This window comes from Streptomyces pratensis (genome assembly GCF_016804005.1).
Taxonomy (GTDB): domain Bacteria; phylum Actinomycetota; class Actinomycetes; order Streptomycetales; family Streptomycetaceae; genus Streptomyces; species Streptomyces pratensis_A.
Window position 1 is genome coordinate 5,495,500 of sequence record NZ_CP051486.1, and the last position, 25,019, is coordinate 5,520,518.

At 70.5% G+C, this 25,019-nt stretch carries 23 protein-coding genes; 10 read left to right on the forward strand and 13 right to left on the reverse strand.

What is annotated here, in order from left to right; all coding sequences use genetic code 11:
• Nucleotides 1-178: 178 nt before the first annotated feature.
• Complete coding sequence (locus HED23_RS22495; RefSeq protein ID WP_203185183.1) at nucleotides 179-2,806, reverse strand: ABC transporter permease/substrate binding protein; 2,628 nt, start codon at nucleotides 2,804-2,806, stop codon at nucleotides 179-181.
• A complete protein-coding gene (locus HED23_RS22500) occupies nucleotides 2,799-3,911 on the reverse strand; it encodes a quaternary amine ABC transporter ATP-binding protein (protein WP_203185184.1) in 1,113 nt (370 codons plus the stop codon). Before HED23_RS22500 ends, HED23_RS22495 begins: the two co-directional genes overlap by 8 nt.
• A 265-nt stretch (nucleotides 3,912-4,176) precedes the next feature.
• Between HED23_RS22500 and HED23_RS22505 the strand changes: the two genes are divergently transcribed.
• Nucleotides 4,177-5,085, forward strand: a complete 909-nt coding sequence (locus HED23_RS22505; RefSeq protein ID WP_203187597.1) for a 5'-3' exonuclease — start codon at nucleotides 4,177-4,179, stop codon at nucleotides 5,083-5,085.
• Nucleotides 5,086-5,150: 65 nt separating this feature from the next.
• Entirely contained in the window at nucleotides 5,151-5,993 is an 843-nt protein-coding gene (locus HED23_RS22510; protein ID WP_203185185.1) for a siderophore-interacting protein, read from the forward strand.
• A 63-nt stretch (nucleotides 5,994-6,056) separates the two neighbouring features.
• Here HED23_RS22510 and HED23_RS22515 read toward each other — a convergent pair whose 3' ends face one another.
• Nucleotides 6,057-6,722, reverse strand: a complete 666-nt coding sequence (locus tag HED23_RS22515; protein ID WP_203185186.1) for a MerR family transcriptional regulator — start codon at nucleotides 6,720-6,722, stop codon at nucleotides 6,057-6,059.
• Nucleotides 6,723-6,877: 155 nt separating this feature from the next.
• Here HED23_RS22515 and HED23_RS22520 point away from each other — a divergent pair, with 155 nt between their 5' ends.
• The 4 genes from HED23_RS22520 (at nucleotide 6,878) to HED23_RS22535 (ending at nucleotide 9,673) form a co-directional block, all read left to right on the forward strand.
• Nucleotides 6,878-7,789: a hypothetical protein gene (locus HED23_RS22520; protein ID WP_203185187.1), complete on the forward strand. Its 912-nt coding sequence runs from the start codon at nucleotides 6,878-6,880 to the stop codon at nucleotides 7,787-7,789.
• Nucleotides 7,786-8,256: an ABA4-like family protein gene (locus HED23_RS22525; protein WP_203185188.1), complete on the forward strand. Its 471-nt coding sequence runs from the start codon at nucleotides 7,786-7,788 to the stop codon at nucleotides 8,254-8,256. The genes HED23_RS22520 and HED23_RS22525 overlap by 4 nt, the downstream gene beginning before the upstream one ends.
• Nucleotides 8,257-8,333: 77 nt before the next feature.
• Nucleotides 8,334-8,918, forward strand: coding sequence for a sigma-70 family RNA polymerase sigma factor (locus HED23_RS22530; protein ID WP_203185189.1), 585 nt, complete (start codon nucleotides 8,334-8,336; stop codon nucleotides 8,916-8,918).
• On the forward strand, nucleotides 8,915-9,673 hold the full coding sequence (locus tag HED23_RS22535) for an anti-sigma factor (protein ID WP_203185190.1): 759 nt from the start codon (nucleotides 8,915-8,917) through the stop codon (nucleotides 9,671-9,673). The genes HED23_RS22530 and HED23_RS22535 overlap by 4 nt, the downstream gene beginning before the upstream one ends.
• A gap of 50 nt (nucleotides 9,674-9,723) precedes the next feature.
• On the opposite strand, the gene HED23_RS22540 is transcribed toward HED23_RS22535, so the two are convergent.
• From HED23_RS22540 to HED23_RS22560, 5 genes are read right to left on the reverse strand one after another with little or no spacing between them, the layout of a single operon-like run.
• On the reverse strand, nucleotides 9,724-10,536 hold the full coding sequence (locus HED23_RS22540) for a DUF1295 domain-containing protein (protein ID WP_203185191.1): 813 nt from the start codon (nucleotides 10,534-10,536) through the stop codon (nucleotides 9,724-9,726).
• Nucleotides 10,533-11,927 (reverse strand): SAM-dependent methyltransferase, encoded by a 1,395-nt coding sequence (locus HED23_RS22545; protein ID WP_203185192.1) that lies wholly within the window; start codon nucleotides 11,925-11,927, stop codon nucleotides 10,533-10,535. Before HED23_RS22545 ends, HED23_RS22540 begins: the two co-directional genes overlap by 4 nt.
• Nucleotides 11,924-13,249 (reverse strand): SAM-dependent methyltransferase, encoded by a 1,326-nt coding sequence (locus tag HED23_RS22550; RefSeq protein WP_203185193.1) that lies wholly within the window; start codon nucleotides 13,247-13,249, stop codon nucleotides 11,924-11,926. The genes HED23_RS22545 and HED23_RS22550 overlap by 4 nt, the downstream gene beginning before the upstream one ends.
• Nucleotides 13,246-13,971, reverse strand: a complete 726-nt coding sequence (locus HED23_RS22555; RefSeq protein WP_203185194.1) for a DUF1365 domain-containing protein — start codon at nucleotides 13,969-13,971, stop codon at nucleotides 13,246-13,248. The genes HED23_RS22550 and HED23_RS22555 overlap by 4 nt, the downstream gene beginning before the upstream one ends.
• Nucleotides 13,968-15,239, reverse strand: a complete 1,272-nt coding sequence (locus tag HED23_RS22560; protein ID WP_203185195.1) for an NAD(P)/FAD-dependent oxidoreductase — start codon at nucleotides 15,237-15,239, stop codon at nucleotides 13,968-13,970. Before HED23_RS22560 ends, HED23_RS22555 begins: the two co-directional genes overlap by 4 nt.
• A gap of 221 nt (nucleotides 15,240-15,460) precedes the next feature.
• On the opposite strand from HED23_RS22560, the gene HED23_RS22565 reads away from it, so the two are divergent.
• The 4 genes from HED23_RS22565 to HED23_RS22580 all read left to right on the forward strand — a co-directional run bounded on the left by HED23_RS22565 (nucleotide 15,461) and on the right by HED23_RS22580 (nucleotide 19,333).
• Nucleotides 15,461-17,026, forward strand: coding sequence for a molybdopterin-dependent oxidoreductase (locus HED23_RS22565; protein ID WP_203187598.1), 1,566 nt, complete (start codon nucleotides 15,461-15,463; stop codon nucleotides 17,024-17,026).
• A 72-nt stretch (nucleotides 17,027-17,098) separates the two neighbouring features.
• Nucleotides 17,099-17,743 carry a fasciclin domain-containing protein gene (locus HED23_RS22570; protein WP_203185196.1) on the forward strand — a complete coding sequence of 215 codons (645 nt, stop codon included), beginning with the start codon at nucleotides 17,099-17,101 and terminating at the stop codon, nucleotides 17,741-17,743.
• A gap of 28 nt (nucleotides 17,744-17,771) precedes the next feature.
• Nucleotides 17,772-18,779, forward strand: a complete 1,008-nt coding sequence (locus HED23_RS22575; protein WP_203185197.1) for an ADP-ribosylglycohydrolase family protein — start codon at nucleotides 17,772-17,774, stop codon at nucleotides 18,777-18,779.
• An 89-nt stretch (nucleotides 18,780-18,868) separates the two neighbouring features.
• Complete coding sequence (locus HED23_RS22580) at nucleotides 18,869-19,333, forward strand: SPW repeat protein (protein ID WP_203185198.1); 465 nt, start codon at nucleotides 18,869-18,871, stop codon at nucleotides 19,331-19,333.
• Nucleotides 19,334-19,499: 166 nt separating this feature from the next.
• Here HED23_RS22580 and HED23_RS22585 read toward each other — a convergent pair whose 3' ends face one another.
• The 5 genes from HED23_RS22585 to HED23_RS22605 all read right to left on the reverse strand — a co-directional run bounded on the left by HED23_RS22585 (nucleotide 19,500) and on the right by HED23_RS22605 (nucleotide 25,004).
• Nucleotides 19,500-22,328 carry a DEAD/DEAH box helicase gene (locus tag HED23_RS22585; RefSeq protein WP_203185199.1) on the reverse strand — a complete coding sequence of 943 codons (2,829 nt, stop codon included), beginning with the start codon at nucleotides 22,326-22,328 and terminating at the stop codon, nucleotides 19,500-19,502.
• Between the two features lie 49 nt (nucleotides 22,329-22,377).
• Nucleotides 22,378-23,268 (reverse strand): diacylglycerol kinase, encoded by an 891-nt coding sequence (locus tag HED23_RS22590; protein ID WP_203185200.1) that lies wholly within the window; start codon nucleotides 23,266-23,268, stop codon nucleotides 22,378-22,380.
• Between the two features lie 18 nt (nucleotides 23,269-23,286).
• Nucleotides 23,287-24,249 carry a twin-arginine translocase subunit TatC gene (gene tatC, locus HED23_RS22595; RefSeq protein ID WP_203185201.1) on the reverse strand — a complete coding sequence of 321 codons (963 nt, stop codon included), beginning with the start codon at nucleotides 24,247-24,249 and terminating at the stop codon, nucleotides 23,287-23,289.
• A 49-nt stretch (nucleotides 24,250-24,298) separates the two neighbouring features.
• Nucleotides 24,299-24,592 (reverse strand): Sec-independent protein translocase subunit TatA, encoded by a 294-nt coding sequence (gene tatA, locus HED23_RS22600; RefSeq protein WP_203185202.1) that lies wholly within the window; start codon nucleotides 24,590-24,592, stop codon nucleotides 24,299-24,301.
• A gap of 214 nt (nucleotides 24,593-24,806) precedes the next feature.
• Nucleotides 24,807-25,004, reverse strand: a complete 198-nt coding sequence (locus tag HED23_RS22605) for a hypothetical protein (protein ID WP_203185203.1) — start codon at nucleotides 25,002-25,004, stop codon at nucleotides 24,807-24,809.
• Between the last annotated feature and the right edge of the window lie 15 nt (nucleotides 25,005-25,019).

Here is a 25,019-nt window from a genome sequence, read left to right on the forward strand (position 1 = left end):
CCCCGGATCGCCATCCTCCCGGTTGCCAGCACCCTACGCATGTCGTTCGCACGACGGGGGTGGAAGTGGACGGACGAGGACCCTTCGGGGACTCTCTCCGACCAGCCTGAAGGGGACGGCCCCGGTTCGCTACCGGGGCCGTCCCCTTCATGGTGACTGCGGTGTGTGGATCCGCCGATCAGCCGCCGACGGGCGTCAGCTTCGCCGCCACGTCCGGGTTGGCGTCCATCCAGCGGCGGGCGGACTCCTTCTCCTTGCCGGCGCCGCCCTTCTGGATCTCCACCTCGAGCGAGGCCAGCTGTGCCTCGCTGAGCTCGAAGTCCTTCAGCCAGCCGGTCAGCTCCGGGAAGTCCTTGGCGAAGTCCTTCTTGGCGACCGTGTGGATCTGCTCGCCCTCGCCCCAGGCACCCTTCGGGTCCTTGAGCTTCTTCAGGTCGTGCTTGCCGTAGGCCCAGTGCGGCGACCACAGGGTCACCACCACCGGCTCCTTCTTCTTGATCGACCGGTTCAGCTCGGCCAGCATCGACGAGGTGCTGGAGGAGACCACCTCGTACTCACCTTCGAGGCCGTACTCCTTGAGCACCTTCTTGTTGAGCGTGCCCATCATCCCGGCGCTCGACTCGATGCCGATGATCTTGCCGTTGAACTTCTTGCCCTGGCCCTTGAGGTCCTCGAGCGAGTCGATGCCCTCGACGTAGGACGGAACCGTCAGCTCCAGCGACGTGGGGCCGTACCAGGAACCGAGATCGGTGAGGTTCTCCTTGTACCGGTCCCAGTAGTCCTTGTGCGTCGTCGGCAGCCAGGAGTCGAACTGGACGTCGAGCTGCCCCTGCGCGAGACCGGTGTAGAGCGGGCCGGGGTCGAGCTGCTTGACCGTCGTCTTGTAGCCCCGGTCCTCCAGCATGTTCTGCCAGAGGTAGGTGCTGGCGATCGCCTCGTCCCACGGGAAGTACCCCATGTTGACGGTCTTGCCCGCGTCCTTGCCCTGCTGCGAGCCGCCCGCGCCGCCCGGCACCGGAGCCAGCTTGTCGACGAGGCCCGGGTTCTTCTTCAGCCAGGCGCGGACGCCGTCCTGCTCCTGGCCCTGACCGGCGTTCTGGATCTCGTTCTCGAGGCTCGTGAGCTGCTTCTCGCTCAGCTTGAAGTCCTTGAGCCACTTGGCGACGGCGGGAGCCTTCTTCGCGAAGCCCTTGTGGGCGACGGTGTGCACCTCTTCGCCCTTGCCCCAGGCGCCCTTCGGGTCCTTGAGCTTCTTCAGGTCGTGCTTGCCGTAGGCCCAGTGCGGCGACCACAGGGTCACCACGACCGGCTCCTTCTTCTTGATGGAGGCGTTCAGCTCGGCCAGCATCGAGGAGGTGCTGGAGGAGACGACCTTGTACTCGCCCTCCAGGCCGTACTCCTTGAGCACCTTCTTGTTGAGCGTGCCCATCATCCCGGCACTGGCCTCGATACCGATGATCTTGCCGTCGAACTTCTTGCCCTGGCCCTTGAGGTCCTCGAGCGAGTCGATGCCCTCGACGTACGACGGAACCGTCAGCTCCAGCGACGTGGGGCCGTACCAGGCGCCCAGGTCGTCCAGGTCGTCGCTGTACTTGTCCCAGTAGTCCTTGTGCGTGGTCGGCAGCCAGGAGTCCGTCTGGAAGTCGATGTCGCCGCGGGCGACGCCCGAGTAGAGCGGGCCGGCGTCGAGCTGGGTGACCCCGGTCTCGAAGCCGCGCTGTTCCAGGATCTCCTTCCACAGGAAGGTGGAGGCGATGCCCTCGTCCCAGGGGATGTACCCCATGTTGATCTTCTGGCCCTGGCCGACGTTCGCGCTCCCGGCCTCATCGGCCTTGGAGCCGGAACCGGCGATGTTGAGGCCGCCCGCGACGAGCGCGAGGACGACGACACCGGTCATCGCCACGGCGGTTCCCGGCTTGTAGTGCGTGAACTTGAGCCGCCGCGCACCGGCGGCGACCTTGGCGGCGGCGCGGCGGCCGAGCGGGGAGACCCGCTCGTTCAGCGCACCGGTCATCCGGTCCAGGTACATGGCGAGGATGACGACGGCGATCCCGCTCTCGGCGGCGAGGCCGACCTGGAGCTGGGTGATCGCGGCGTAGACCTTCTCGCCGAGGCCGCCGGCGCCGGCCATGCCGCCGATGACGACCATCGACAGGGCCAGCATGATGACCTGGTTGATTCCGGCCATGATCGTCGGCAGGGCGAGCGGCAGCTGCACCCGGGTGAGGGTGTGCTTGGGCTGGGTACCGAAGGCCTCGGCCGCCTCGACCAGCTCGCCGTCGACCTGGCGGATGCCGAGCTCGGTCATCCGGACGCCGGGCGGCATCGCGAAGACGATCGTGGCGATCACGCCGGGGGTGACGCCGACGCCGAAGAACATGACGCCGGGGATCAGGTAGACGAAGGCGGGCATCGTCTGCATGACGTCGAGCACAGGCCTCAGCGCGGCACTGACCCTGTTGTTGCGCGCCGCCCAGATACCCGTGGGCACCGCGATCACGATCGTGATGACCGCTGCCACGACGACCAGCGAGAGGGTGGCCATCGCCTCGTCCCAGAGGGCGAGGGAGTCGATGAGCGCGAAGCCGACGAAGGTGAGAACAGCGGGGACGACACCGCGCAGCCAGAACGCGATGACGGCGAATATCCCGGCCATGAGCAGCGGTTCACCGCCGCTCAGCACGGCGTTCACACCGTCGTACATGCCGCCGAGCACCGTCTTGATGGCGTCGAAGATCCAGGTGAGGTTCGACTGGAGCCAGTCGACCGCGTCCTCGACCCACGCACCGAAGGAGACCCTAGGCACCGGCGATCACCTTCTTGACCTCGGCGTCCTCGGCCTCGGCCTCGCGCCGGGCCGGAACCTTGCTCTCGACCTGCGGTTCCTCGCCGAGCGCGGCGAGCAGCCGGTTGCGCGGCACGACGCCGATGACGCCGCCGTCCGCGTCGGTGACCGCCACGGCGACCCCACTGGTGGAGCAGGGGGTGAAGAGCTCGGCTATGGGCGTCTCGGCGGAGACGGTCGCGGGGGCGTCGGCCATCAGGTCCTCGTCGGAGCGGCCCGCTTCGGGCGCCTCCATGATCGAACCGGCGGTGAGCACCCGGGCGCGGTCCACGTCCTGGATGAACGACGCCACGTAGTCGTTCGACGGCCGGACGAGGATGTCCTCGGCCGTGCCCTGCTGGACGATCTCGCCGTCCCGCATCACGGCGATGCGGTCGCCGAGGCGCATGGCCTCGTTGAGGTCGTGGGTGATGAAGACGATCGTCTTCTTCAGACGCTTCTGGAGTTCGAGCAGCTGGTCCTGCATGTCGCGGCGGATCAGCGGGTCGAGTGCGCTGAAGGACTCGTCCATCAGCAGCAGGTCGGCGTCGGTGGCGAGCGCGCGGGCCAGGCCCACACGCTGCTGCATCCCGCCGGACAGCTCGTCGGGCCAGGACTTCTCCCAGCCGGCGAGGCCGGTCAGCTCCAGAGCCTCGGCGGCCCGCTTCTCGCGCTCGGCACGCGGTACGCCCTGGACCTCCAGGCCGTACGCGGCGTTCTCGAGCACGCTCCTGTGGGGGAAGAGCGCGAAGTGCTGGAAGACCATGCTGATCTTGGTGGAGCGAACGCTGCGCAGCTCACGGGGGCTCAGAGCGGTCAGGTCCTGTCCGTCGAACAGCACCTGGCCTGCGGTGGGCTCCAGCAGTCCGTTGAGCATCCGCAGCAGGGTGGACTTCCCCGATCCGGAGAGTCCCATGACGACGAAGATCTGGCCCGGTTCCACGGTGAACGAGGCGTCGATCACCGCTGCGGTCGTTCCGTCGGCGCGCAGCTCGTCGCGGTGGGTACCGCTTTCGAGCCTCTGCACGGCTTGATCGGGTCGTCTGCCGAACACCTTGTACAAGTGCTCAGCTTGCAGCCTTGACACATACACCTCACGCGTTGAACCGAAAACGGTCTGCCACCCCCTTCGGCAGACCGTGGAGCGGTGCGGATTCGGTCCGCAGAGCACGCGCACTTGTTGAAAAATGGACGTGGTCCGCTCCGGTGCCGCGCCTGCCCCCGCTTACGCGAACCAAACACTTGTGTGACCCAGCTCACTACAGAAGGCGGCGAATGCGGGAACCGCGCGACCGTCCGCCCGGGCCGTGTCGGTGGGTTGCGGCATGATCGGGGGCGTGACGCGACGCCTGATGCTCCTCGACACCGCTTCCCTCTACTTCCGCGCCTACTTCGGGGTCCCGGAGTCGGTGCGCGCACCGGACGGCACCCCGGTCAACGCCGTGCGCGGGCTGCTCGACTTCATCGCCCGGCTCGTGCAGGACCACCGGCCGGACGACCTGGTGGCCTGCATGGACGCGGACTGGCGCCCGCAGTGGCGGGTCGACCTGATCCCGACCTACAAGGCGCACCGGGTGGCCGTCGAGACCGGCGACGGGGTCCCGGACGAGGAGACGGTCCCCGACACCCTCTCCCCGCAGGTCCCGGTGATCGAGGCCGTGCTGGACGCACTCGGCATCGCCAGGGTCGGCGTCTCCCCGTACGAGGCGGACGACGTGATCGGCACGCTGGCCGGGCGCGCCACCGGCCCGGTGGACATCGTGACCGGGGACCGCGATCTGTATCAACTGGTCGACGACGCCCGCCGGGTGCGGGTGCTCTATCCGCTGAAAGGCGTGGGGACGCTCCAGGTGACGGACGAGGCCTGGCTGCGCGGTAGGTACGGCGTGGACGGCGGCGGATACGTCGACCTGGCCCTGCTGCGCGGCGATCCGAGCGACGGACTGCCGGGGGTGCCCGGTATCGGCGAGAAGACCGCGGCGAAGCTGCTGGACGCCTTCGGCGACCTCGCCGGGATCATGGCCGCGGTGGACGATCCCGCCGCCCGGCTGACTCCGTCCCAGCGCAAGCGGCTGGACGAGTCCCGGGCCTACGTGGCGGTCGCGCCGAAGGTCGTCCGCGTGGCCGACGACGTCCCCCTGCCCGGGTTCGACCCGGCGCTCCCCCGCGAACCGCGCGACCCGGCGGCCCTGGAGGCCCTCGCGGAACGGTGGGGCCTGGGGAACGCCCTACAGCGACTGCTCCTCACACTCCAGGCATGAAGATGCTAGCTTAGGTAAGCCTAAGTATGCAGAACCTCATGTAGGTCCGGAGCAGGGAGAACTTCGTGGCAGAGCGGCCGCAACGCCGGACACCGCAGGCGCAGGGTGCACAGGTCCTGCGCACCGAGCGGATCACCCCGCACATGGTGCGCGTCATCCTCGGCGGCGACGGCCTGGCCGATTTCACGCTCGAGGGATACACCGACCACTACATCAAGCTGTGCTTCGCCCCGGAGGGTGCGGACTACAGCCACCCCTTCGACATGGCCCGGATCCGCGAGGAGTACCCGCGCGAGCTGTGGCCCACCACCCGCACGTACACGGTGCGCTCCTGGGACCCCGCCTCCCGTGAGCTCGCGGTCGACTTCGTGGTGCACGGCGACGAGGGCCTGGCGGGCCCCTGGGCGGCGCGGGCGGCCCGCGGTGACCAGGTGACCTTCCTGGGTCCTGGTGGCGGTTACGCGCCGGAGTCCTCGGCCGACTGGCATCTGCTGGTGGGCGACGAGAGCGCCCTGCCGGCGATCGCCGCGGCACTGGAGCACATGCCGGAGGGCGCGCAGGTGCACGCCTTCGTCGAGGTGCCGGACGCCTCGGAGGAGCAGAAGCTCGTGACTCCGGACGGCGTCTCGGTGACCTGGCTGCACCGGGGGGACCGCCCGGTCGGCGAGGCTCTCGTCGCGGCGGTGAGAGGGCTGGAGTTCCCCCGGGGCGAGGTGCAGGCCTTCGTCCACGGCGAGGCGGGCTTCGTGAAGGAGATCCGGCGCCATCTCCGCCTGGAGCGTGGCATTCCTCTCCAGCAGCTGTCGATCTCGGGTTACTGGCGCCTCGGCCAGAACGACGACGCGTGGCGCGCGGTCAAGCGCGAGTGGAACGAGCAGGTGGAGCGCGAGCAGGAGAGCACCGCCTGACCTCCCGCAGCACCCCACGGAACCCGGTCGGCGCCTGGACGCCGACCGGGTTCCGCGTATGTCTCACGCCCCGTCGCCCGGCTCCGCGCCCTCCGAGCCCCCGTAGGCGCGGACGGAGGCCTCGGCGTGGGCGAGCCTCCGCAGGGCGCTGAGCATGGCCTCACCGAGCACCGTGCCGACGACGACGCTCTCCACCAGGTCCTCGCGCGCGGCCCGCCGCCGGACGTGGTCGAGGTCCGCGTGGGCGACGGCCTCAGCCGCGTCAGCGTAGACGTCGATCAGCTCGACGAGTCCGCCGTGCCCCGCCCTGTGCATGGCGGCCAGCACCCCCTCCAGGGACCGCCCGGCCGGACTGTCCGCGTCCACCCGCCAGCCCCGCCGGGCCAGGAGCGCCTCGACCGCCTTGCGGGCCTCGGTCGTCCCGGACCCCGCCTCGTCGGACTGCTCGGGCTCCGCGGGAGCGATGCGTCCGGTCGCCGCGCCGAGCACCTTGTGTACGGGCTGCCCGGGATCGTCGACCGCCTCCAGGACCTCCGCTATGGCGGACAAGGACATGCCGCCGACGTCCAGGAGGGCACGGATCAGCCGCAGCCTGCGCTCGTGCCCGTCGTCGTAGCGCGCCTGATTCGGGCTGGTCAGCCTGCCCGCGGGCAGGAGCCCCTCACGTACGTAGTACTTGATCGTCGGTACCGGGACCCCGGACCGCCGACTCAACTCGCCTATGCGCACCGTGCGTTCACCCTCCACATGCTTGCCAATCCGACCTCCATCATAGATAGTTCCCCTATCAGATAGTGGACAGTCCAACTATCTATAAGCCCTGGGGGGGTTCCATGCGGTCATGGCACACATGGCACCGGCCGTTACTCGTGTTCGCCGCCTCGATGCTCGTCACATCCGTCGTCGCGGCGGTGGGGATCCTGGTGGACGACCGGGTTCTCGCGGGCGCGGCGATCTGGGCGAAGCCGTTCAAATTCGCCGTCTCGTTCGCGTTGTACGCGCCTGCCCTGGCGTGGATGCTGACGCTCCTGACCAGCGGCCGCCGCGTCGGCTGGTGGGCCGGGACCGTCGTCGCCCTCGCGTCATCCGTGGAGATGGTGATCATCATCGGCCAGGTGATCAGGGGGAAGCGGAGTCACTTCAACCAGGCGACCCCGCTCGACGCGGCGCTGTACGACGTGATGGGCGCGACCGTCGTCATCCTCTGGGCCGGCACGCTCGTCATCGCCCTCCTGCTGCTCCGCGCCCGGATCGCCGACCGCGCCTCCGCCTGGGCCGTGCGGTCCGGGGTGGCCATCGCCCTGGTGGGCGCGGGGCTCGGCTTCCTCATGGCACAGCCCTCCGCCGGGCAGCGTGCGGCCGGCGGTCTCGACACCGCCGACGTGGTCGGCGCCCATGCGGTCGGCGTGGCCGACGGCGGCCCGTCGATGCCGCTGACGGGCTGGTCGACGACGGGCGGGGACCTGCGCATCCCGCACTTCGTCGGCATGCACGCCCTGCAGCTGCTCCCGCTGTTCCTGCTCGCCCTGGTACTCCTCGCGCCGCGGGTCACCCGGCTGCGCGATCCGCGTGTGCGGCTCCGGCTGGTGCTCGTGGCCTCCGGTGCCTACGCCGCGGTCGTCACCCTGGTGACCTGGCAGGCGCTGCGCGGACAGCCCCTGATCCGCCCCGACGGCGCGACGCTCGCCGCCGCGGGGCTGATCGTCCTCGCCACGGCCGCCGGAGCCCTTGCGGCGCTCCGCCCGGCCACCCCCGATTCGTCGGCCGACGCGCCGGAGAAGGAGCTTGTGTCATGACCGGTGCCCTTTTCGAGATCACCTTCATGGTGGCCGCCCCTGTCTGGCTGCTCATGATCTTCGCGCCGCGATGGAGGCACACCACGCGCCTGGCCTCCTCCCCGCTGACCGTCCTTCCGGTGCTCACGCTCTGGGCGGTGATGGCCGCGCCGGTGTTCCCTGAGCTGTGGGCCGCGGTCAGCAGCCCGGACGTGGACACGTTCCGCGAGCTCACGTCGCTGGCGAACGGCGCGGGAGCGGTCTGGGCGCAGATCATCGCCTGGGACCTGCTGCTCGGGCAGTGGATCTTCCTGGAGTCGCGCAGGCTGGGGGTGCACCCGCTGGTGACGGGGCCCCTGCTGGTGCTGACGATCCTGCTCTCGCCACTCGGCCTGGTGGTCTTCCTCGTCATCCGCGGGTCCCGGAGGCCCGGGTCCCGGTCGGCACGGCCCTCGTACGACAATGTGGGCCTGCCCTCGAATCCGTAGGGCATACGACCAATCCGCGGGGGCGCCTGCTCCGAATCACGCAGGAAACCGATGCGCGCTCCAGGAGGACCGTCCGCGTGAGAGAAGCCGTACACATCAGCCGGGCCCCCTCCCCGGGCCCGGACCTTCAGGAGCTGCTCGTACAGGTCGCCCGTGGCGACCAGGATGCCTTCACCCAGGTGTACGACCAGGTCAGCGGGCCGGTCCTCGGCCTGGTACGGAGCGTGCTCCGCGACCCGGCCCAGTCCGAGGAGGTGGCCCAGGAGGTGCTGGTCGAGGTGTGGCGCACCGCGCCGCGCTACCAGCCGTCCCGTGGCAGCGCCATGAACTGGGTGATGACCCTCGCGCACCACCGCGCGGTGGACCGGGTCCGGTCGGCCGAGGCGACGGCGGCACGGGAGCACAAGGCCGCGCTGCTCGACCGCACCCCGGACTTCGACGAGGTGTCCGAGCAGGTCGAGAGCCGGCTGGAGAGGGAACAGGTCCGGCGCTGTCTGCGGACGCTCTCCGAACTCCAGCGGGAGTCGGTGACGCTGGCGTACTACCGCGGACTGACCTACCGGGAGGTGGGCGAGCTGCTGTCCGTGCCGCTGGGAACCATCAAGACACGGCTGCGCGACGGGCTGATCCGCCTGCGTGACTGCCTGGGGGTGAGCGCATGAGCACGGCCGAGCTGCACACACTGACCGGGGCCTACGCCCTGCACGCCCTGCCGGAGGACGAACGCCTCGCGTTCGAGAGGCATCTGGGTGCCTGCGAGGCGTGCGCCCAGGAGGTACGGGAGCTGTCCGCCACCGCCGCCCGGCTCGGACTCGCCGTGGCCGCCGGCGCCCCGCCCGGGCTCCGGGACCGGGTGCTGCGGGAGATCACGACGGTGCGACAGGAGCCCCCGCCCCACGGCCGGAACGCCCGCGCCATGGCTGTCCCCGGCCGGGCCGCCCGCTGGCCGGCGTACGCGCTCGCCGCCTGCGTCGCCGCCGCTGCCGCCTTCGGCGGGGTCGCGGTGTGGCAGAACCAGGTCGCACAGGACGCCCGGCAAAAAGCCGACCGGGCCCAGCTGTACAACGAGCAGGTGGCGCGGGTGCTCACCGCGCCGGACGCCCGGACGACCGCATCGGATCTCGTGGGCGGCGCCCGGGGCACGCTCGTGGTCTCGAAGAGCGTGAACCGGGCGGTGTTCCTGGCTTCGGACATGGCCAGGCCGCCGGGCGGCAAGGTGTACCAGCTGTGGTTCAACGACGGCGGGGGCGCGATGCGGTCGGCCGGTCTGATGGACCCGTCGGCGGCTGACGGGACGGTGCTGCTGGACGGCCCTGTGGACCGCGCCTCGGGCATGGGCATCACGGTCGAGCCGACGGGCGGGTCCGAGCAGCCGACCTCGCAGCCTGTGGCACTGATGGATTTCCGCGACGCGTGAGCGCTTCACCCCAACTGTGCCCCCGGCCGCGAGGCCGGGGGCACAGTTGTTCAACGCCGGTGGGGCGTGCCCGGCGGCAGCGGGAAGAAACCGCTGGTGCGGGCGGTGTACTCGGCGTATCCCGGCCGCCCCTCCATGTGCCGCTCCAGCAGTGCCTTGCCGCTGCCCTTGGTCAGCAGCAGGCTCATCACCACGGGCGAGACCAGCGTGGCGGCCGCCACCACGGGGTCGGCGCAGACGACGAGGAAGAGCCCCCACCAGACGCAGAAGTCGCCGAAGTAGTTGGGGTGCCGCGTCCAGGACCACAGTCCCCGGTCCATGATCCGGCCCTTGTTCGCCGCATCCCGCTTGAAACGGGCCAGCTGGGCGTCGCCGACCGCCTCGAAGGCGAGCCCCACGGCCCAGAGGCCGGCACCGGCCCAGGCCCATCCGTCCAGCGGCCCCGGCAGGTAGTAACCGGCCTGCACCGGCAGGGAGATGATCCAGACCAGCGCGCCCTGCAGCAGGTACACCTTGCGCAGGGCGTACAGGTCGGGATCGCCCGGCGCCTTGGCCAGCATGGCCTCGTAGCGTGGGTCCTCCCCGTGGCCCCGGCCGCGCCGGCCGATGTGCACGGCCAGCCGTACTCCCCAGACCACGGTCAGAAAGGTCACGAGGAGCCGGCGCCCGTCGTCCCCGTCCCCGGCGGACATCGCGTACGAGACGAGGGCCACGGCCGCGAAGCCGAGACCCCACGCCACGTCGACGATCCGGTGCATGCGCTTGCGCAGGGCGATCAGGAATGTCACGAGCATGACGGCGAGGGCGGCGCCGACCGCTGCCGCCAGGTTCGTGGCGAACTCGGACCAGGCGAAGCCGTTCACCGGTCCGCCTCCGTGCGGGGCCCCACGACGACGGGTTCGGCCGGGGCGTGAGCGCCCTGCCCGGCCGCGTGACCCAGGCCCTCGTACCAGCCGTGGCGGGTGGGGGGCATGCCCGCCGATCCCTCGACGTCGGGCCGGACCGACAGGATCTGGTCCACGCCCATGCGCCGCTCCTCGAAGGCGAGGGCGCCGCCCACCAGGTAGAGGCGCCACACCCGGGCGGTCTCCTCGCCGACGAGCGCGACGAACTCGGGCCAGCGCTCCTCCAGGGTGCGGTGCCATGCCTCGACGGTCAGCACGTAGTGCTCACGCATCGATTCCACGTCACGGACCTCCAGCCCCGCCCCTTCGAGGAGTCCGACCGTCTCACCGAGCGGACGCATGTGCATGTCCGGCGCGATGTACGACTCGATGAACGCCCCTCCGCCCGGAGCGGTGGAACCGCGGGACATCTGCTGGACCAGGGCGCGGCCCTGCGGGCGTAGCACCGAGTGGAGGAGTGCGGTGAAGGCCGGGTACTCGGCGTCCCCGACGTGCTCCCCCATCTCGACGGTGGACACCGCGTCGTACCCGCCGCGGAAGTCCGGCAGGCCGGCGACGTCGCGGTAGTCGCAGCAGTGCACCTCGACGAGGTCCTCCAGACCGCGCTCCGCCACCTGTGCGCGCACGTACGCCGCCTGTTCCCCGGCCAGGGTGACCGCCGTGACGCGGACCCGGTGTGTGCCCGCCGCGTGGAGCGTCAGCGATCCCCAGCCGCAGCCGATGTCGAGGAGACGGGCGCCGGGCCGCAGTCCGAGCTTGCGGCAGATCAGCTCCAGCTTGTCGCGCTGGGCGTCGGCCGGTCCGTAGTCCGGGCCGGTGCCGGTCCAGTAGCCGCACGAGTAGGCCATGGTCTCGTCGAGCAGCAGTGAGTAGAAGGCGTTCGAAAGGTCGTAGTGGTGGCTGATGGCCGCCCGGTCGCGGGCCTTGCTGTGCAAGGCGCCGCTGAGCCCGGCCCGGGCGGCGGGAACCGGCGGGCGGGGGCCGACCGCGCCGAGGCGCAGGGCGGTGCCGGCTGCCCGGAGCCGGTCGGCGACGCCGGGGCGGGGCAGGTCGAGGCCCTGTTCCCGTGACGCGCGGCGCATGGCGCGCAGCCCTTCCGCGAGGTCGTCGGCGATGTCGATGTCACCGGTGATGTAGGCCTCGGCGAGACCGAGTTCGCCCGGCTGCCAGAGCAGCCGGCGCAGCGCCCGGCGGGACCGTACGTGCACCGTGGGAGCGTCCTCGGGACCGGTCTCGCTGCCGTCCCACATCCTGATCCTGACCGGCGGCGGGCCGCCGAGCAACTGCTCGACGACCGGCGCGATCCGCTGCGCCGCGCCGGCGCCCGGGGTGTCGGTAAAGGTGTTCACGCGGTGTCCTCACGGGTCAGGAGAAGCTGCTGCACATCGAGGTAACCGGACCGGAATCCGGCCTCGGAGTAGGCGAGATAGAAGGTCCACATACGGCGGAACGTCGCGTCGAAGCCGAGGGCGTCGACCTGGGCGGCCCGCTCCTCGAACCGTTCCCGCCACAGCCTCAGGGTCTCGGCGTAGTGCATGCCGAAGGTGCTGCGCTGCCTCGTCCGCAGTCCGGTGTGTGCGGTGGTGACGCGTTCGACCGCCTCGGTGGAGGGGAGGAGTCCGCCCGGGAAGATGTACTTCTGGATCCAGGTGTAGGTGCTGCGGCTGGCGAGCATGCGGTCGTCCGGCATGGTGATGGCCTGGAGCGCGATGCGGCCGCCGGGGGCGAGGCAGCGCTCCAGCGTCCGGAAGTACACCGGCCAGAACTCCTCGCCGACGGCCTCGATCATCTCGACGCTGACGATCGCGTCGTACTCCCCTGTGACGTCCCGGTAGTCGCAGAGCCGTACGTCGACCCGGTCCTCGTGGCCTGCCTCGCGGATCCGCCCCCTGGCCAGCTCCCGCTGCTCCCGGGAGAGCGTGAGGGTGGTGACGCGGGCACCGCGCTCGGCTGCCCGGATCGCGAGTTCGCCCCAGCCGGTGCCGATCTCCAGCAGTTCGGTGCCGGGACCCACGCGGGCCAGGTCCAGCAGCAGGTCGATCTTGCGGTGCTGGGCAGCGGGCAGCAGGTCGTGCTCGGCCGGGAATCCACGGAAGACCGCCGAGGAATAGGTCAGCGTGTCGTCGAGGAAGAGGGAGAAGAGGTCGTTCGACAGGTCGTAGTGATGGCTGATGTTGTCGCGCGAACCCTCAGGGGTGTTGGCCTGCGAGGCGGGCTGCCGCAGGGCCCACAGGCCGCGCAGTTTCTGCAGCCGTGCGGGGACGAGGTCCGCCGCGTTCCCGGCGAGGACGCTGAGCACTCCGACGAGATCGGGCGAGTCCCACTCACCGGCCATGTACGACTCGCCGAAGCCGACGAGCCCGCCCGCGCCGATCCGCCGGAAGAACGCGTCGGGCCGGCGGATCTCCATGAGCGGCCCGCCCAGCCCGATGCTGTCGCGGCCGGAGAGCCGGGCACGCAGCGGAAGCCTGGACAGGGCGCGCCGTACGAGCCGTTCGGCCACGGCGGTTCTGAGCGCGGAGGTCCGTGGCTGGGCGGCGACATCGGGCCACCGGGCCGGGTCCACACCTGTGAGCGGGGTCGCGACGGCCCGTGTCTGGGCCGGGACCGTGCCGCTGCGGGCGGGAACGACAGGTGAGGTGGGAGGGGTGGAAGAGGTGGACACCTTCACTGCATGCCTTCCTGGGAGTGGTGACGGGGGCGGGGCTGGACGGGCAGCCGTCGCAGGAACAGCCGGATGCCGTGCAGCCGGATGGCGGCGGACACGATCGCGGTGGAGAAGGGATGACGGAGGAACAGCCTCAGCAGCTGGCCGGGCGTTCCGGGACGCCGGGTGCCCCGGACGGTCGCCGTGAACGGCCGGGCACCCTCGCGCTCCAGGTGGACCGTCAGGCTCAGCCGCCGGTCCGGTTCGGGCAGCCGCATGCGGTAGTCGCCGTCCACCGGGAAGAACGGCGAGACGTAGAAGTCCTTGCGGGTCTCCGCCCGGTCGGCGGCGTCCGGGCGGAGCAGGTAGCAGTGGCGTTCCCCGTAGGTGTTGTGCACCTCGGCCACCACGCAGAGCGGGCTGCCGTCGGGACGGTGGCACCAGTACACGGTCAGCGGGTTGAAGACGTGGCCGAGGACCCGGGCCTGGGTGAGCATGGTGACGGTGCCGTCGGCGAGGTCCACGCCCCGGGTGCGCAGGAACCGTTCGAGCCCGGCACGGACGGTGGGCGCGGTGCCGCCGAAGTGGTCGCGGGCGTCGAAACCGGCCAGCGGACGCAGGAGGGCCGGAAGCCGCGGCGGGCGGTCCGGGTCGACGAGCCACAGATATGTGCGGTGCCGAAGGGCGTACCTGCGGGGCGCGGTCCGCACATGGGTGATCGTGCACGGATAGAGGGCGCTGCTCACCAGGCCACCCCCAGGGCCTCCGCCGCCTCGACCCCTGAACGGCAGCCGTCCTCGTGGAAGCCCCAGCCGTGGTACGCCCCCGCGTAGGCGGTGACCGGCCCCGAGAGCGCGGGCAGCCGGGCCTGGGCGGCCACCGACTCCGGGGTGAAGACGGGGTGTTCGTACACCATCCGCGCCCGTACGAGGTCCGGGTCGACCCGGTCGGCGCCGTTCAGCGTGACGACGAACCGCTCGGGCGCGTCCAGCCTCTGGAGGCGGTTCATGTCGTAGCTGACGGTGACCCGGTCGGCGTCGGCCGCGCACGACGGCATCAGGTAGTTCCAGGAGGCCGCCGCCCCCCGACTGCGGGGCAGCAGCGTGGTGTCGGTGTGCAGCAGCGTGGGGTTCCGGGAGTAGCGGAACGCCCCGAGCGTCCGCCGCTCCTCGTCGGTCGGGTCGGCGAGCAGCCGTAGCGCCTGGTCGGGGTGGGTGGCGAGGACCACCGCGTCGTACTCCTCGGTGGTGCCGTCCTCGGTGACGATCTCCACGCCGTCGCTGTGCCTGCGGACCGTCCTGACCGGGGTGGCCGTCCGTACGGAGTGCACCTGCTTGACGATGCGGTCGACGTACTCGCGTGACCCGCCGGTGACGGTCCGCCAGACCGGTGAGTCACCGATCGAGAGCATCCCGTGGTGCTCCAGGAAGCGGAAGAGGTAGCGGGCGGGGTAGCGCATCGCGGTCACCGGGTCGCAGGACCAGACGGCGGAGACCATCGGTGTCAGGAAGTGGGCGCTGAAGTAGGGGGAGAACCGGCCGCGCGCCGCGAACTCCCCCAAGGTCATGACCCCGGTCCCCTCCGGCATGGCGAGCAGCGCCCTGGCCGCCCGGTGGAATCGTGGCACCTCGGTCAGCATCCGCAGGTACGGGCCTCGGAGTACGGACGCGGGCCGGGCGAACAGCCCGGCGGCGCCCCTGGCGCCCGCGTACTCGAGTCCGCACCCCTCGCAGCGCACGGACATGCTCATCTCGGACTCCTGCGTGGCCACTCCGAGTTCGCCGAAGAGCCGGAGCAGGTTCGGGTACGTCCGCCGGTTGTGCACGATGAACCCGGAGTCGACGCGGTGTGTCCGGCCGTCCGACGACGTCAGGTCGTGGGTGTGCGCGTGGCCGCCGGCACGCCCTTCCGCCTCGACGAGCGTCACGTCGTGCGCCTTGCCCAGGACGTGAGCGGCGGTCAGTCCCGCCACCCCGCTGCCTACAACGGCTGTGCGCCGCCGCTCCCCAGTCATTCGGGTTCCTTCCGGTCGTGCATGCCTGGCCGGGGCCGTTCCCCAGTGCCCCTCAGAGGTCATTCGAGACAGCGGGCGCCGCGGATTGGCCGATGATCGGACTTCCTTCGATCGAGTGAATGACCAATCCGCCGGGCGATCCGCGCCGAATTCCCGGCGTGACGACAGACCAAGACGTTTCGCAGAAGCAAGGGGCCGACCGTTCCCGGCGATCCCGCCGGGTGCGCGCCCTTCTCGCCGCACTCAGCGGTCTGATCGCCGGGTTCACCGCCCTGTGCGTCGCCGAACTGGTCGCGGCTGCCGTGCGTCCCGAGGCGGGTCCGGTCACGGCCGTGGGCGGGGCGGTCATCGACCGCACTCCCCCGGCCGTGAAGGACTTCGCCGTACGGAACTTCGGCACCGCCGACAAGCTGGTCCTGCAGCTCGGGATCCTCGTACTCCTGGCGGCCTTCGCCATGGCGGTGGGGGTCCTCGCGCTGCGGCACCGGTGGAGCGGCGCTGCGGCCGTACTGGTCTTCGGTGTGGTCGGGGCGGTGTCCGCGGCCGGGCGGCCGGAGGGCCGCCCGGGCGACGTACTGCCCTCGGTCGTGGGTGCGCTGGTGGCCGCAGGGGTGCTGTATCTCCTGGCCGCGCGGCTGGCCCCGGTCGCCGTCCCGCCTCCCGCGGCTGGGGAGACGGGTGTCGGCGAGCGGGGCGCCTTCGACCGTCGCGGATTCGTCATCGCGGCGACCGCAGCGGCGGCGGCCTCGGCCGGTGCGGGACTTCTGGGGCGCAGGCTCCAGGCGGACCGGCTGGCCGGGGTCTCCGCCTCGCGGGGTGACATCGTCATCCCCGCGCCGGCCTCACCCGCTCCCGCGATACCGGGCGGAGCGGATCTGGACCTCCGTGGCCTGAGCTCGTTCACCACCCCGAACAAGGATTTCTACCGGGTGGACACCGCCCTGGTGGTCCCGCGTGTCGACGCCGACCGGTGGCGGCTGCGGATCCACGGGAAGGGGGTGGCGCGACCCGTCACCCTCACCTTCCAGGACCTCCTGGGGCGCGAGCTCGTCGAGCGGGACATCACGCTGACCTGCGTGTCCAACCAGGTGGGCGGTCCGTACGTCGGCAACGCGAGGTGGATCGGCGTACGTCTGGCCGATCTGCTGCGCGAGGCCGGCGTGAAGCCCCCGTCGAAGGGCGGGCCGGCGGACCAGATCGTGTCGCGCTCCGTGGACGGGATGACGATCGGCACACCGGTCGAGGACGTCATGGACGGCCGCGACGCACTGCTCGCGGTCGGCATGAACGGCGAACCGCTGCCGTTCGACCACGGCTTCCCGGTCCGGATGGTCGTCCCCGGCCTCTACGGCTACGTCTCGGCGTGCAAGTGGATCCAGGACATCGAGCTCACGACGTTCGACGCGTACGACGCCTACTGGGTCGAGCGCGACTGGTCCCGCGAGGCTCCGATCAAGACCCAGTCACGGATCGACACGCCTCGCCCCTTCGCCGCCCCGCGAGCGGGGACCGTGCCGGTCGCGGGTGTCGCCTGGGCCCAGCACCGGGGCATCGCCCGGGTCGAGGTCCGGGTCGACGGCGGCGAGTGGCACACCGCGCGGCTCGCGGCGGAGGCCGGGCGTGACACCTGGCGCCAGTGGGTGTGGGAGTGGCCCGCCAAGACCGGTCACCACACCCTCGAGGTCCGCGCGACGGACCGCACCGGCGCCACACAGACCGATGAGCGGGTCGGCACCGTCCCCGACGGTGCGACCGGGTGGCACTCGGTGGTGGTCGACGTGACCTGACCACCGGCCCCGTCCACCGAACCTCTTCTTTCCCTTCCCTCTGATGAACGACGATCCACTCAGGAGAACACCATGAACAACCGTCACCTTCGCCGCATCGCCGTCACCGTCTCCGCAGCCGCCATGCTGCCGCTCGCGCTGACCGCCTGCTCCGGCGAATCCGACACCTCGTCCGACTCCGGTGCGGACAAGGCCGCGTCGAGCGCGCCGGCCAAGGAGACCGAGTCGGCCGCGACGATGGACGGGCCTTTCGGCCCGGGCTGTGCGTCGGTCCCGAAGGAGGGCGCGGGCTCCTTCGACGGCATGGCCCAGGACCCGGTCGCCACGGCCGCGTCGAACAACCCGGCGCTCTCCACCCTGGTCGCGGCGGTCAAGCAGGCCGGCCTGGTCGACACCCTGAACAGCGCCGAGAACATCACGGTGTTCGCCCCGACCAACGACGCCTTCGCCAAGATCCCGAAGGCCGATCTGGACAAGCTGCTCGCGAACAAGGCCGAGCTCACCAAGGTGCTCACCGCGCACGTGGTCGGCCAGAAGCTGACGCCGCAGCAGCTGGAGAAGGGCTCCTACGACACCCTTGCCAAGACCAAGCTGACCACGGCCGGTTCGGGCGAGGAGTACACCGTGAACGACTCCTCCAAGGTCGTCTGCGGCAACGTCCCGACCGCGAACGCCACGGTCTACATCATCGACACCGTACTGATGCCGGCCGCCTGACACGCCATGCCGTCAGTACGCTGACGGCATGACACCGACGAGCCCCGAGGACCGTGCTCTCCGACCCGACCGGAGCGGCACGGCCCGCGGGGCTCGTGCCGTGGGCGCGGTGGTCGGCTCCGCTGTGGGTGACGCGCTGGGCGCGCCCTTCGAGTTCGGCGCCCCCGGTGTGTACAGCGCCCGATTCCCGGACGGGGTCGGCGCGATGTGCGGGGGCGGCGGCTGGGATCCGGGCGAGGCGACGGACGACACGCAGATGGCCGTCCTGGTCGGTGAATCCCTGCTGGAGAAGGAAGGCCTGGACCTCCCCGACATCTTCGCCCGGTTCAGGCGGTGGGCGGCCGCCGAGCCGAAGGACATCGGTCTGCAGACCGAGGACGTCCTCACGAGCGGTGAACCGTGGGACCTCGCGGCCGCGCTGCACTTCCAGGTGAACGCGCGGGCGGCGGGCAACGGTTCACTCATGCGCGCCACCACCCCGGCGGTGTACTTCGCCCGGGCGGGGCGGACTGCGACGATGGACGCGGCACGCCGGATCGCGGCTCTGACGCATGGCGACCGGGCGGCCTGGGAGGGCACCGCCGTCTTCCACGAGCTGGTGCGTGTGGCGCTGGAGGGCGGCGATCCGCTGACGGCCGTGGACGAGACGCTGGCCGCCGTGCACGCGGGCCACCGGGCCCGCTGGGCCACCGTCCTGGCCCCGGACTGGCATCCGGATGACGCCACCGAGTTCAACGGCGCGGTGTGGCCGTGCCTCGGTACGGCGCTGTGGGCACTGCGCACCACCGGCGGTTTCGAGGAGGCCCTGGGAGCAGCCGTCGACGTGGGCGGAGACACCGACACGGTGGCCGCTGTCACGGGCGGTCTGGCCGGCGCGGTGTACGGCATCGACGCCGTGCCCGAACGCTGGACACGCCTCCTCCACGTGCCGCTCCCTGGACACGGAGACCGTGTGATGCGTACGGAGGACCTGGTGTCGCTGGCCCGTCGGCTCGAAGGAATCGCAGGATCTGACCACCAAAAAAACTACACATAAGGAGCATATAAGAGCACACTGGTCGGGAGAGCTGATGACCGCATCTCCTGACAGCGGTCGCTCGAGCAAGTGCGAAGGAGAACATCCTCATGAGTAACATCTCGCACACCGGAAGGGACGTTTCCGGTCACACCGGAAGGGACATCTCCGGACACCCCGACGCAGAAGAAATGCGAGCGCGCCACGACCGGGTGATGGGTGGCCGCCGCACCACAGCCGGCGCGGACGCACCGGTGTTCCTGCTCGGCCTGTACTGCGCCGTCTCGCCGTGGGTGCTTCACTTCACCGCGAGCCAGCCATCCCTGGTGACGCACAACCTCGTCATCGGCATCGCGATAGCCGTGCTGGCACTCTGCTTCACCGCCATGCCCGAGCGGATGACCGGGATGAGCATCGCCATCGTCGCGCTGGGCGCCTGGCTCATCGTGTCGACGTGGATCGTCGGCCAGAGCCCCGACATGGGCGTCATCCTCAACAACGTGATCGTCGGTGGTCTGGCGATTGTGCTGGGGGCAGCCTGCGCGGGTCTTTCGATGAAGAACAAGAAGACCTGACGGGAGGAAGCACCGGAGTGGCCACAGGCAGGGACAGCCCACCCGTGGCCACTCGTCGGTTCACCTCGTCCGCCACCCCGCAGAGCCGTTCACACCCTGCGGAGCGCGTCGCCCCCGCGGAGCCCGTCGACCCCGCGGAACGCGTCGACCGTGCCGAGGAGCGCGTTCACCCCACGGAGCTGTACGCCACAACACCCCGCAGCACGGCGTCGACGGCCTTGTGGGCGTTCTTCGCCACCGAGCTCCCATCCCGGGGAGCCGCAGCCGCGATCTGGCCGAGCACGTCGATGACTTGCTTGCACCACCGCACGAAGTCGCCGGCCGGCATCTCCGCCTCGCGGAGGACCTCGTCCAGCGTCCTGCCGGAAGCCCACATGTAGACCGCCCAGGCGAAGCCGAGGTCGGGTTCCCGCTGACCGACCCCTTCCGTCTGGCTGATCTTGAAGTCCTCCTCCAGGGCGTCGAGCCTGCCCCAGATGCGGACCATCTCGGCCATCGCCGCCTTCGCCGGTCCGGAGGGCAGCTTCGGCGCGACGGCGTCGTCCGCCTGGCGCGCCTCATAGACCAGCGCCGAGACACAGGCGGCCAGTTCGGCGGGATTGAGCCCTTCCCAGACGCCGTCCCGCAGGCATTCGCTGGCCAGCAGGTCGAGCTCTCCGTAGAGCCGTGCGAGGCGTCGGCCGTTGTCGGTGACCTCGCTGCCCCGCAGGTAGTCGAGCTCGGTCAGGAGCGCGACGATGCGGTCGAAGGTACGGGCGATGGTGTTCGTCCGGCCCTCGATGCGGTGTTCCAGCTGTCGCGTGTCCCGCTGCAGCCGGTGATACCGCTCGGCCCAGCGGGCATGGTCCTCGCGCTCGTCGCACCCGTGGCAGGGGTGGGCGCGCAGCTCGGTCCGCAGCCTGGCGATCTCCCGGTCGTCGGCCGCGGTGGCCCGCTGCTTGCGGTGCCGTCCCGGGTCGATGTGCCCCGCCTTGCTCCGCAACGCGGAGGCCAGGTCACGGCGGGACTGCGGTGAGCGCGGGTTGAACGATTTGGGCACCCGCATCCGCTCCAGCGCCTCCACCGGCACCGGGAAGTCGATCTGGGCGAGCCTCTTGACCTGTCGCTCGACGGTGAGCACCAGGGGGCGCGGCCCGTCGTGGTACTCGAGCCCGCGATGGCCGTTGGTCCGTCCGGCGGGCAGCCCGGGGTCGAGCACCAGGGCGAGTCCGGCGAACTTGCCGGTGGGGACGTGGATGACGTCACCGGGCTTCAGCTTCTCCAGGGACGACGCGGCGGCAGCCCTCCGCTGGGCCGCCCCCTGCTTGGCCAGGTCCGTCTCGCGGTCCTTGAGGTCGCGGCGCAGCCGTGCGTACTCCTCGAAGTCCCCGAGGTGGCAGGTCATGCCCTCCTTGTAGCCCGCGAGGCCCTCCTCGTTGCGCTGGACCTGCCGGGAGATCCCGACGACGGAACGGTCGGCCTGGAACTGCGCGAAGGAGGTCTCCAGCAGCTCACGCGAGCGATGCCGCCCGAACTGCTGCACGAGGTTGACGGCCATGTTGTACGAGGGCCGGAAGCTGGACCGCAGCGGATACGTACGCGTGCCCGCGAGTCCGGCGAGGGCCCCGGGGTCCATGCCCCGCTGCCACAGGACGACCGCGTGCCCCTCGACGTCGATGCCCCGGCGCCCGGCCCGTCCGGTCAGCTGGGTGTACTCCCCGGGTGTGATGTCGGCGTGCTGCTCGCCGTTCCACTTGACGAGCTTCTCGAGCACCACCGAGCGTGCGGGCATGTTGATGCCGAGCGCCAGCGTCTCGGTCGCGAAGACCGCCTTGACCAGGCCTCGGACGAACAGCTCCTCCACGACCTCCTTGAAGGTCGGCAGCATCCCGGCGTGGTGCGCGGCGATGCCCCGCTCCAGGCCCTCGAGCCACTCGTAGTACCCGAGGACGTGGAGGTCCTCGGGGGGGATGGAGGCCGTCCGCTCCTCGACGATCTCCCGGACCAGGTGGCGCTTGTCCTCGTCGTTCAGCCGGAGCCCCGCCTGAAGGCACTGCTGTACGGCCGCCTGGCAGCCGGCCCGGCTGAAGATGAAGGTGATCGCGGGAAGGAGTCCTTCGGCGTCGAGCCGGTCGATGACCTCGGGCCTGGACGGGGTCCAGATACGGCTGCGCTGGCGCCGCTCGCGCTCCCGGTCCGCCTCGCGCACCATCTTTCCGCGCCGGCGCTCGCGCGGGTTGTATCCGCGCTGGTTCTCCATCCGGGCGAGCCGGACGAGATCCGGGCTGACCTCGCGCCGGCCGGTGCCCCTGCCGCCGTGGTCGGTCTCCTCCTCGAAGAGGTCGTACATCCGGCGGCCGGCCATGACGTGCTGCCACAGCGGCACGGGCCGGTGCTCGGAGACGATGACCTGGGTGTCGCCGCGGACGGTGTCCAGCCAGTCGCCGAACTCCTCGGCGTTGGACACCGTCGCCGACAGGGACACCAGGGTCACGGACTCCGGCAGGTGGATGATCACTTCCTCCCACACGGCGCCCCGGAAGCGGTCGGAGAGGTAGTGCACCTCGTCCATGACCACGTAGCCGAGGCCGGTGAGGGCCTGGGAACCCGCGTACAGCATGTTGCGCAGGACCTCGGTCGTCATCACGACCACGGGAGCGTCCGCGTTGACGCTGTTGTCACCGGTCAGCAGGCCGACCTTGTCCGCGCCGTAGCGCCGGACGAGATCGGCGAACTTCTGGTTGGACAGGGCCTTGATCGGCGTGGTGTAGAAGCACTTGCGGCCCTGCAGCAGAGCCAGGTGAACGGCGAATTCACCGACGATCGTCTTGCCCGACCCGGTGGGGGCCGCGACCAGCACCCCCTTGCCGGCCTCCAGGGCCTGGCAGGCCTCGATCTGGAACGGGTCCAGTCCGAATTCGTACATCTCGCGGAAGGGCCCGAGGGCGGTGGCCTGCTCGGCCGCACGGACCCGGGACGCCTGGTATCGCTCAGCTGGTGAGAGGTCCTCTGTCATCTTGATACGAGCCTACCCGCCTCGTATGACAGTCAGCCCGATCTTTATTTCACGGTGCAAGGACCCGCACCGCGCCGGGTACGCAGGTGGCGCCGAGCGGCAGCGCGCCCAGCGGCTCCCCGTCCGCGTAGGCCGTGACACCGGCCGCGGCCAGCTCTATCGACGACACCCGGTGGACGGTGACCTTCGGGTGCCCGAGGTGCGTCCCCTTGTACACCTTGGGAAAGACCTTGAGCAGCGTGGTGCGGCTGCAGTCGCCGACCACGGTCACGTCGAAGAGCCCGTCGTCCATGACCGCGTCGGCGCAGATCCGCATGCCGCCGCCGTACGTGGTCCCGTTGCCCACCGCGATCAGAGTCGCCTCGATCTCGGTCTCCGGACCGCCGTCCAGCCTTATGCGGTACGGGATCGGGCGGAAGGCCGCCAGTTCGGCGAGGATCGCCAGGTCGTACTTGAAGCGCCCGCCGACCCAGCGCATACGGTTCCCCCGGTCGTTGACACGCGAGTCGAAGCCCGATGCCAGCACCGAGCCGAACCATCGCTCCCCGACCCGGCCGAGGTCGATCGAGCGCACCGTCCCGGCCTTGAGCGCCTCGGCAGCCAGCCGTCCCGCTGCGGCCGGATCGCGGATCGGCAGCCCGAGGGCGCGGGCGAAGTCGTTCCCGGTTCCCACGGCCACGGCGCCGAGCGGAGTCGAGGTACCGGCGACGGCCTGCAGGGCGAGCGACATCATGCCGTCGCCGCCCACGGCTATCAGCGCTCCGGTCCCGCCGGCCACGGCCTCTCGGGCACGCCGCAGGGCGTCGTCGGCGTCCTCACCGAGAACCGTCCGTACGGAGAAGCCGGCGTCCCGCAACGCGGAAGCGGCCGGCTGCGCGGCACGCGCGCCCCGGCCGCTTCCCGCGGTGGGATTGACGAAGAGGGTGATCTCGCTGGTCACCCGCGGGACCTTACAAGGTCAGGTGATGTCGTCGTAACCGTTGAGCCGGTGAGACCGCCCACCGTCCGCATCGCCCCCGGCCTGCTCGGGCAGGGCTGCCCGGGAGGTCACCGGTTCGATCGCGCCGACCGCTTCGGGGGTGAGGTCCAGCTTCGACGCCTCGTCGTCGTCGAGCTCGGCATCGGGGTTGCCCCGGCGCCTGCGCTTGTCGTTGAGCAGCGAGAACCCGACCGCGATGAAGTAGAGCACCGCGAGGGGGCCGGCGAGGAGCAGCATCGAGATGGGCTCGCCGCCCGGTGTGGCGATGGCCGCGAACGCGGTCAGGCCGACGAGCATCCCGCGCCACCAGCGCAGCATGCGGGCTCCTGACAGGACGCCGGTCATGTTGAGGAGGATGAGCAGCAGCGGCAGTTCGAAGGCGAGCCCGAAGACGATCACCATGCGGGTGATGAGGTCGAGGAAGTCGTCGAGCGGCAGCAGGTTCTTCACGTTGTCGGGTGTGAAACCGAGCATGATCTCCGCGGTCTGCGGCAGGATCGCGTACGCCAGGTAGGCACCGGCGACGAAAAGCGGGACCCCGGCCGCGACGAAGGCGACGGAGTAGCGCTTCTCCTGCTTGTGCAGGCCGGGGGCGACGAAGGCCCACAGCTGGTACAGCCACACGGGCGTGGCCACCAGTACGCCCGCCATCAGGGACACCTTCAGCGCGATGGTGAACGGTGACAGCAGACCGTTGGTGGTCATCTCCGCGCAGGGGCGGCCGTTGACCATGGTCACGGCGCCGTTCTTGCAGCCGACCGAGTCCAGGATCGGCTTCATCAGGAACTCGAAGATTTCCTTCTGGAAGAACGCCGCGGCGATCACGGCGACGATGATCGCCAGGACCGACTTCAGAAGTCGGTTGCGCAGCTCACGCAGGTGATCGAGGAGGGGCATCCGCCCCTCGTCGTCCTTCTCCTGCTTGCGGGCAGACTTGAGCAACCCACTTCCCTCGTCTCGTGCGGCAGCTTCCGGGGCTGAGTATCAGCTGTCAGCTCTGGGTGGTGGGCTTGGCCTCGCTGACCGGGCGGGAGCTGGTGACGTCTCCCGGAGCGGCCTGGATCGTGCGCGCGGTGGCCGCCGGCGGGGTGGTGTCCGCGACGTTCTCCGCAGTGGGCGCCGCGGGCTCCGCGTCGTCCTTCTTCATGGCCTTGGCCTCGCTCTTGAGGATGCGGGCCGACTTGCCGAGCGAACGCGCCATGTCAGGAAGCTTCTTGGCACCGAAGAGCAGCAGGATGACAGCGATGATCAGAACGATCTCGAGGGGCTTCAGATTGCCGATCATGTGCGACTTCCTTCTCACTGAGGCGTCTGGAGGGTGGGCTCGCTACCCGTTCGACCGGACAGATGTCCGACCATCTCGCTGGCAGCGATCGTAACCCGCAGGGGTAAACGTGAGGCAATGCCCGTGCGTACTCCCGCTTGCGGCCCACACCTCCCTGCCTGGGCCGCTCAAGCAGCGTACCCCCCGAAACGGTGAATCAGGAGGCCGCGCTCCGCTATCGCAGGGCTTCCCCGGTGTCGGCGAGAGTGGTGGCCGCTCGTTCGAGATCCTCGGCCGCTCGGTTGATCCGCTGTGTGGTCGCGGCTACCTGTCCTGCGAGCCTCTGCGCCTCGATGAAGACCTTGACGGCGAGCACCCCCAGCACGGCCAGGCCGGCGAATCCCAGGGCGATGGCGAGCATGGGCCAGAACATGGGCGGATCCTCGAT

Coding starts and splice junctions, on each gene's coding strand:
- HED23_RS22575 (WP_203185197.1), top strand. CDS start 17,772: ATGACACCGACGAGCCCCGAGGACCGTGCTCTCCGACCCGACCGGAGC.
- HED23_RS22585 (WP_203185199.1), bottom strand. CDS start 22,328: ATGACAGAGGACCTCTCACCAGCTGAGCGATACCAGGCGTCCCGGGTC.
- HED23_RS22535 (WP_203185190.1), top strand. CDS start 8,915: ATGAGCACGGCCGAGCTGCACACACTGACCGGGGCCTACGCCCTGCAC.
- HED23_RS22560 (WP_203185195.1), bottom strand. CDS start 15,239: ATGACTGGGGAGCGGCGGCGCACAGCCGTTGTAGGCAGCGGGGTGGCG.
- HED23_RS22570 (WP_203185196.1), top strand. CDS start 17,099: ATGAACAACCGTCACCTTCGCCGCATCGCCGTCACCGTCTCCGCAGCC.
- tatA (WP_203185202.1), bottom strand. CDS start 24,592: ATGATCGGCAATCTGAAGCCCCTCGAGATCGTTCTGATCATCGCTGTC.
- HED23_RS22520 (WP_203185187.1), top strand. CDS start 6,878: ATGCTCGTCACATCCGTCGTCGCGGCGGTGGGGATCCTGGTGGACGAC.
- HED23_RS22525 (WP_203185188.1), top strand. CDS start 7,786: ATGACCGGTGCCCTTTTCGAGATCACCTTCATGGTGGCCGCCCCTGTC.
- HED23_RS22580 (WP_203185198.1), top strand. CDS start 18,869: ATGAGTAACATCTCGCACACCGGAAGGGACGTTTCCGGTCACACCGGA.
- HED23_RS22605 (WP_203185203.1), bottom strand. CDS start 25,004: ATGTTCTGGCCCATGCTCGCCATCGCCCTGGGATTCGCCGGCCTGGCC.
- HED23_RS22505 (WP_203187597.1), top strand. CDS start 4,177: ATGCTCCTCGACACCGCTTCCCTCTACTTCCGCGCCTACTTCGGGGTC.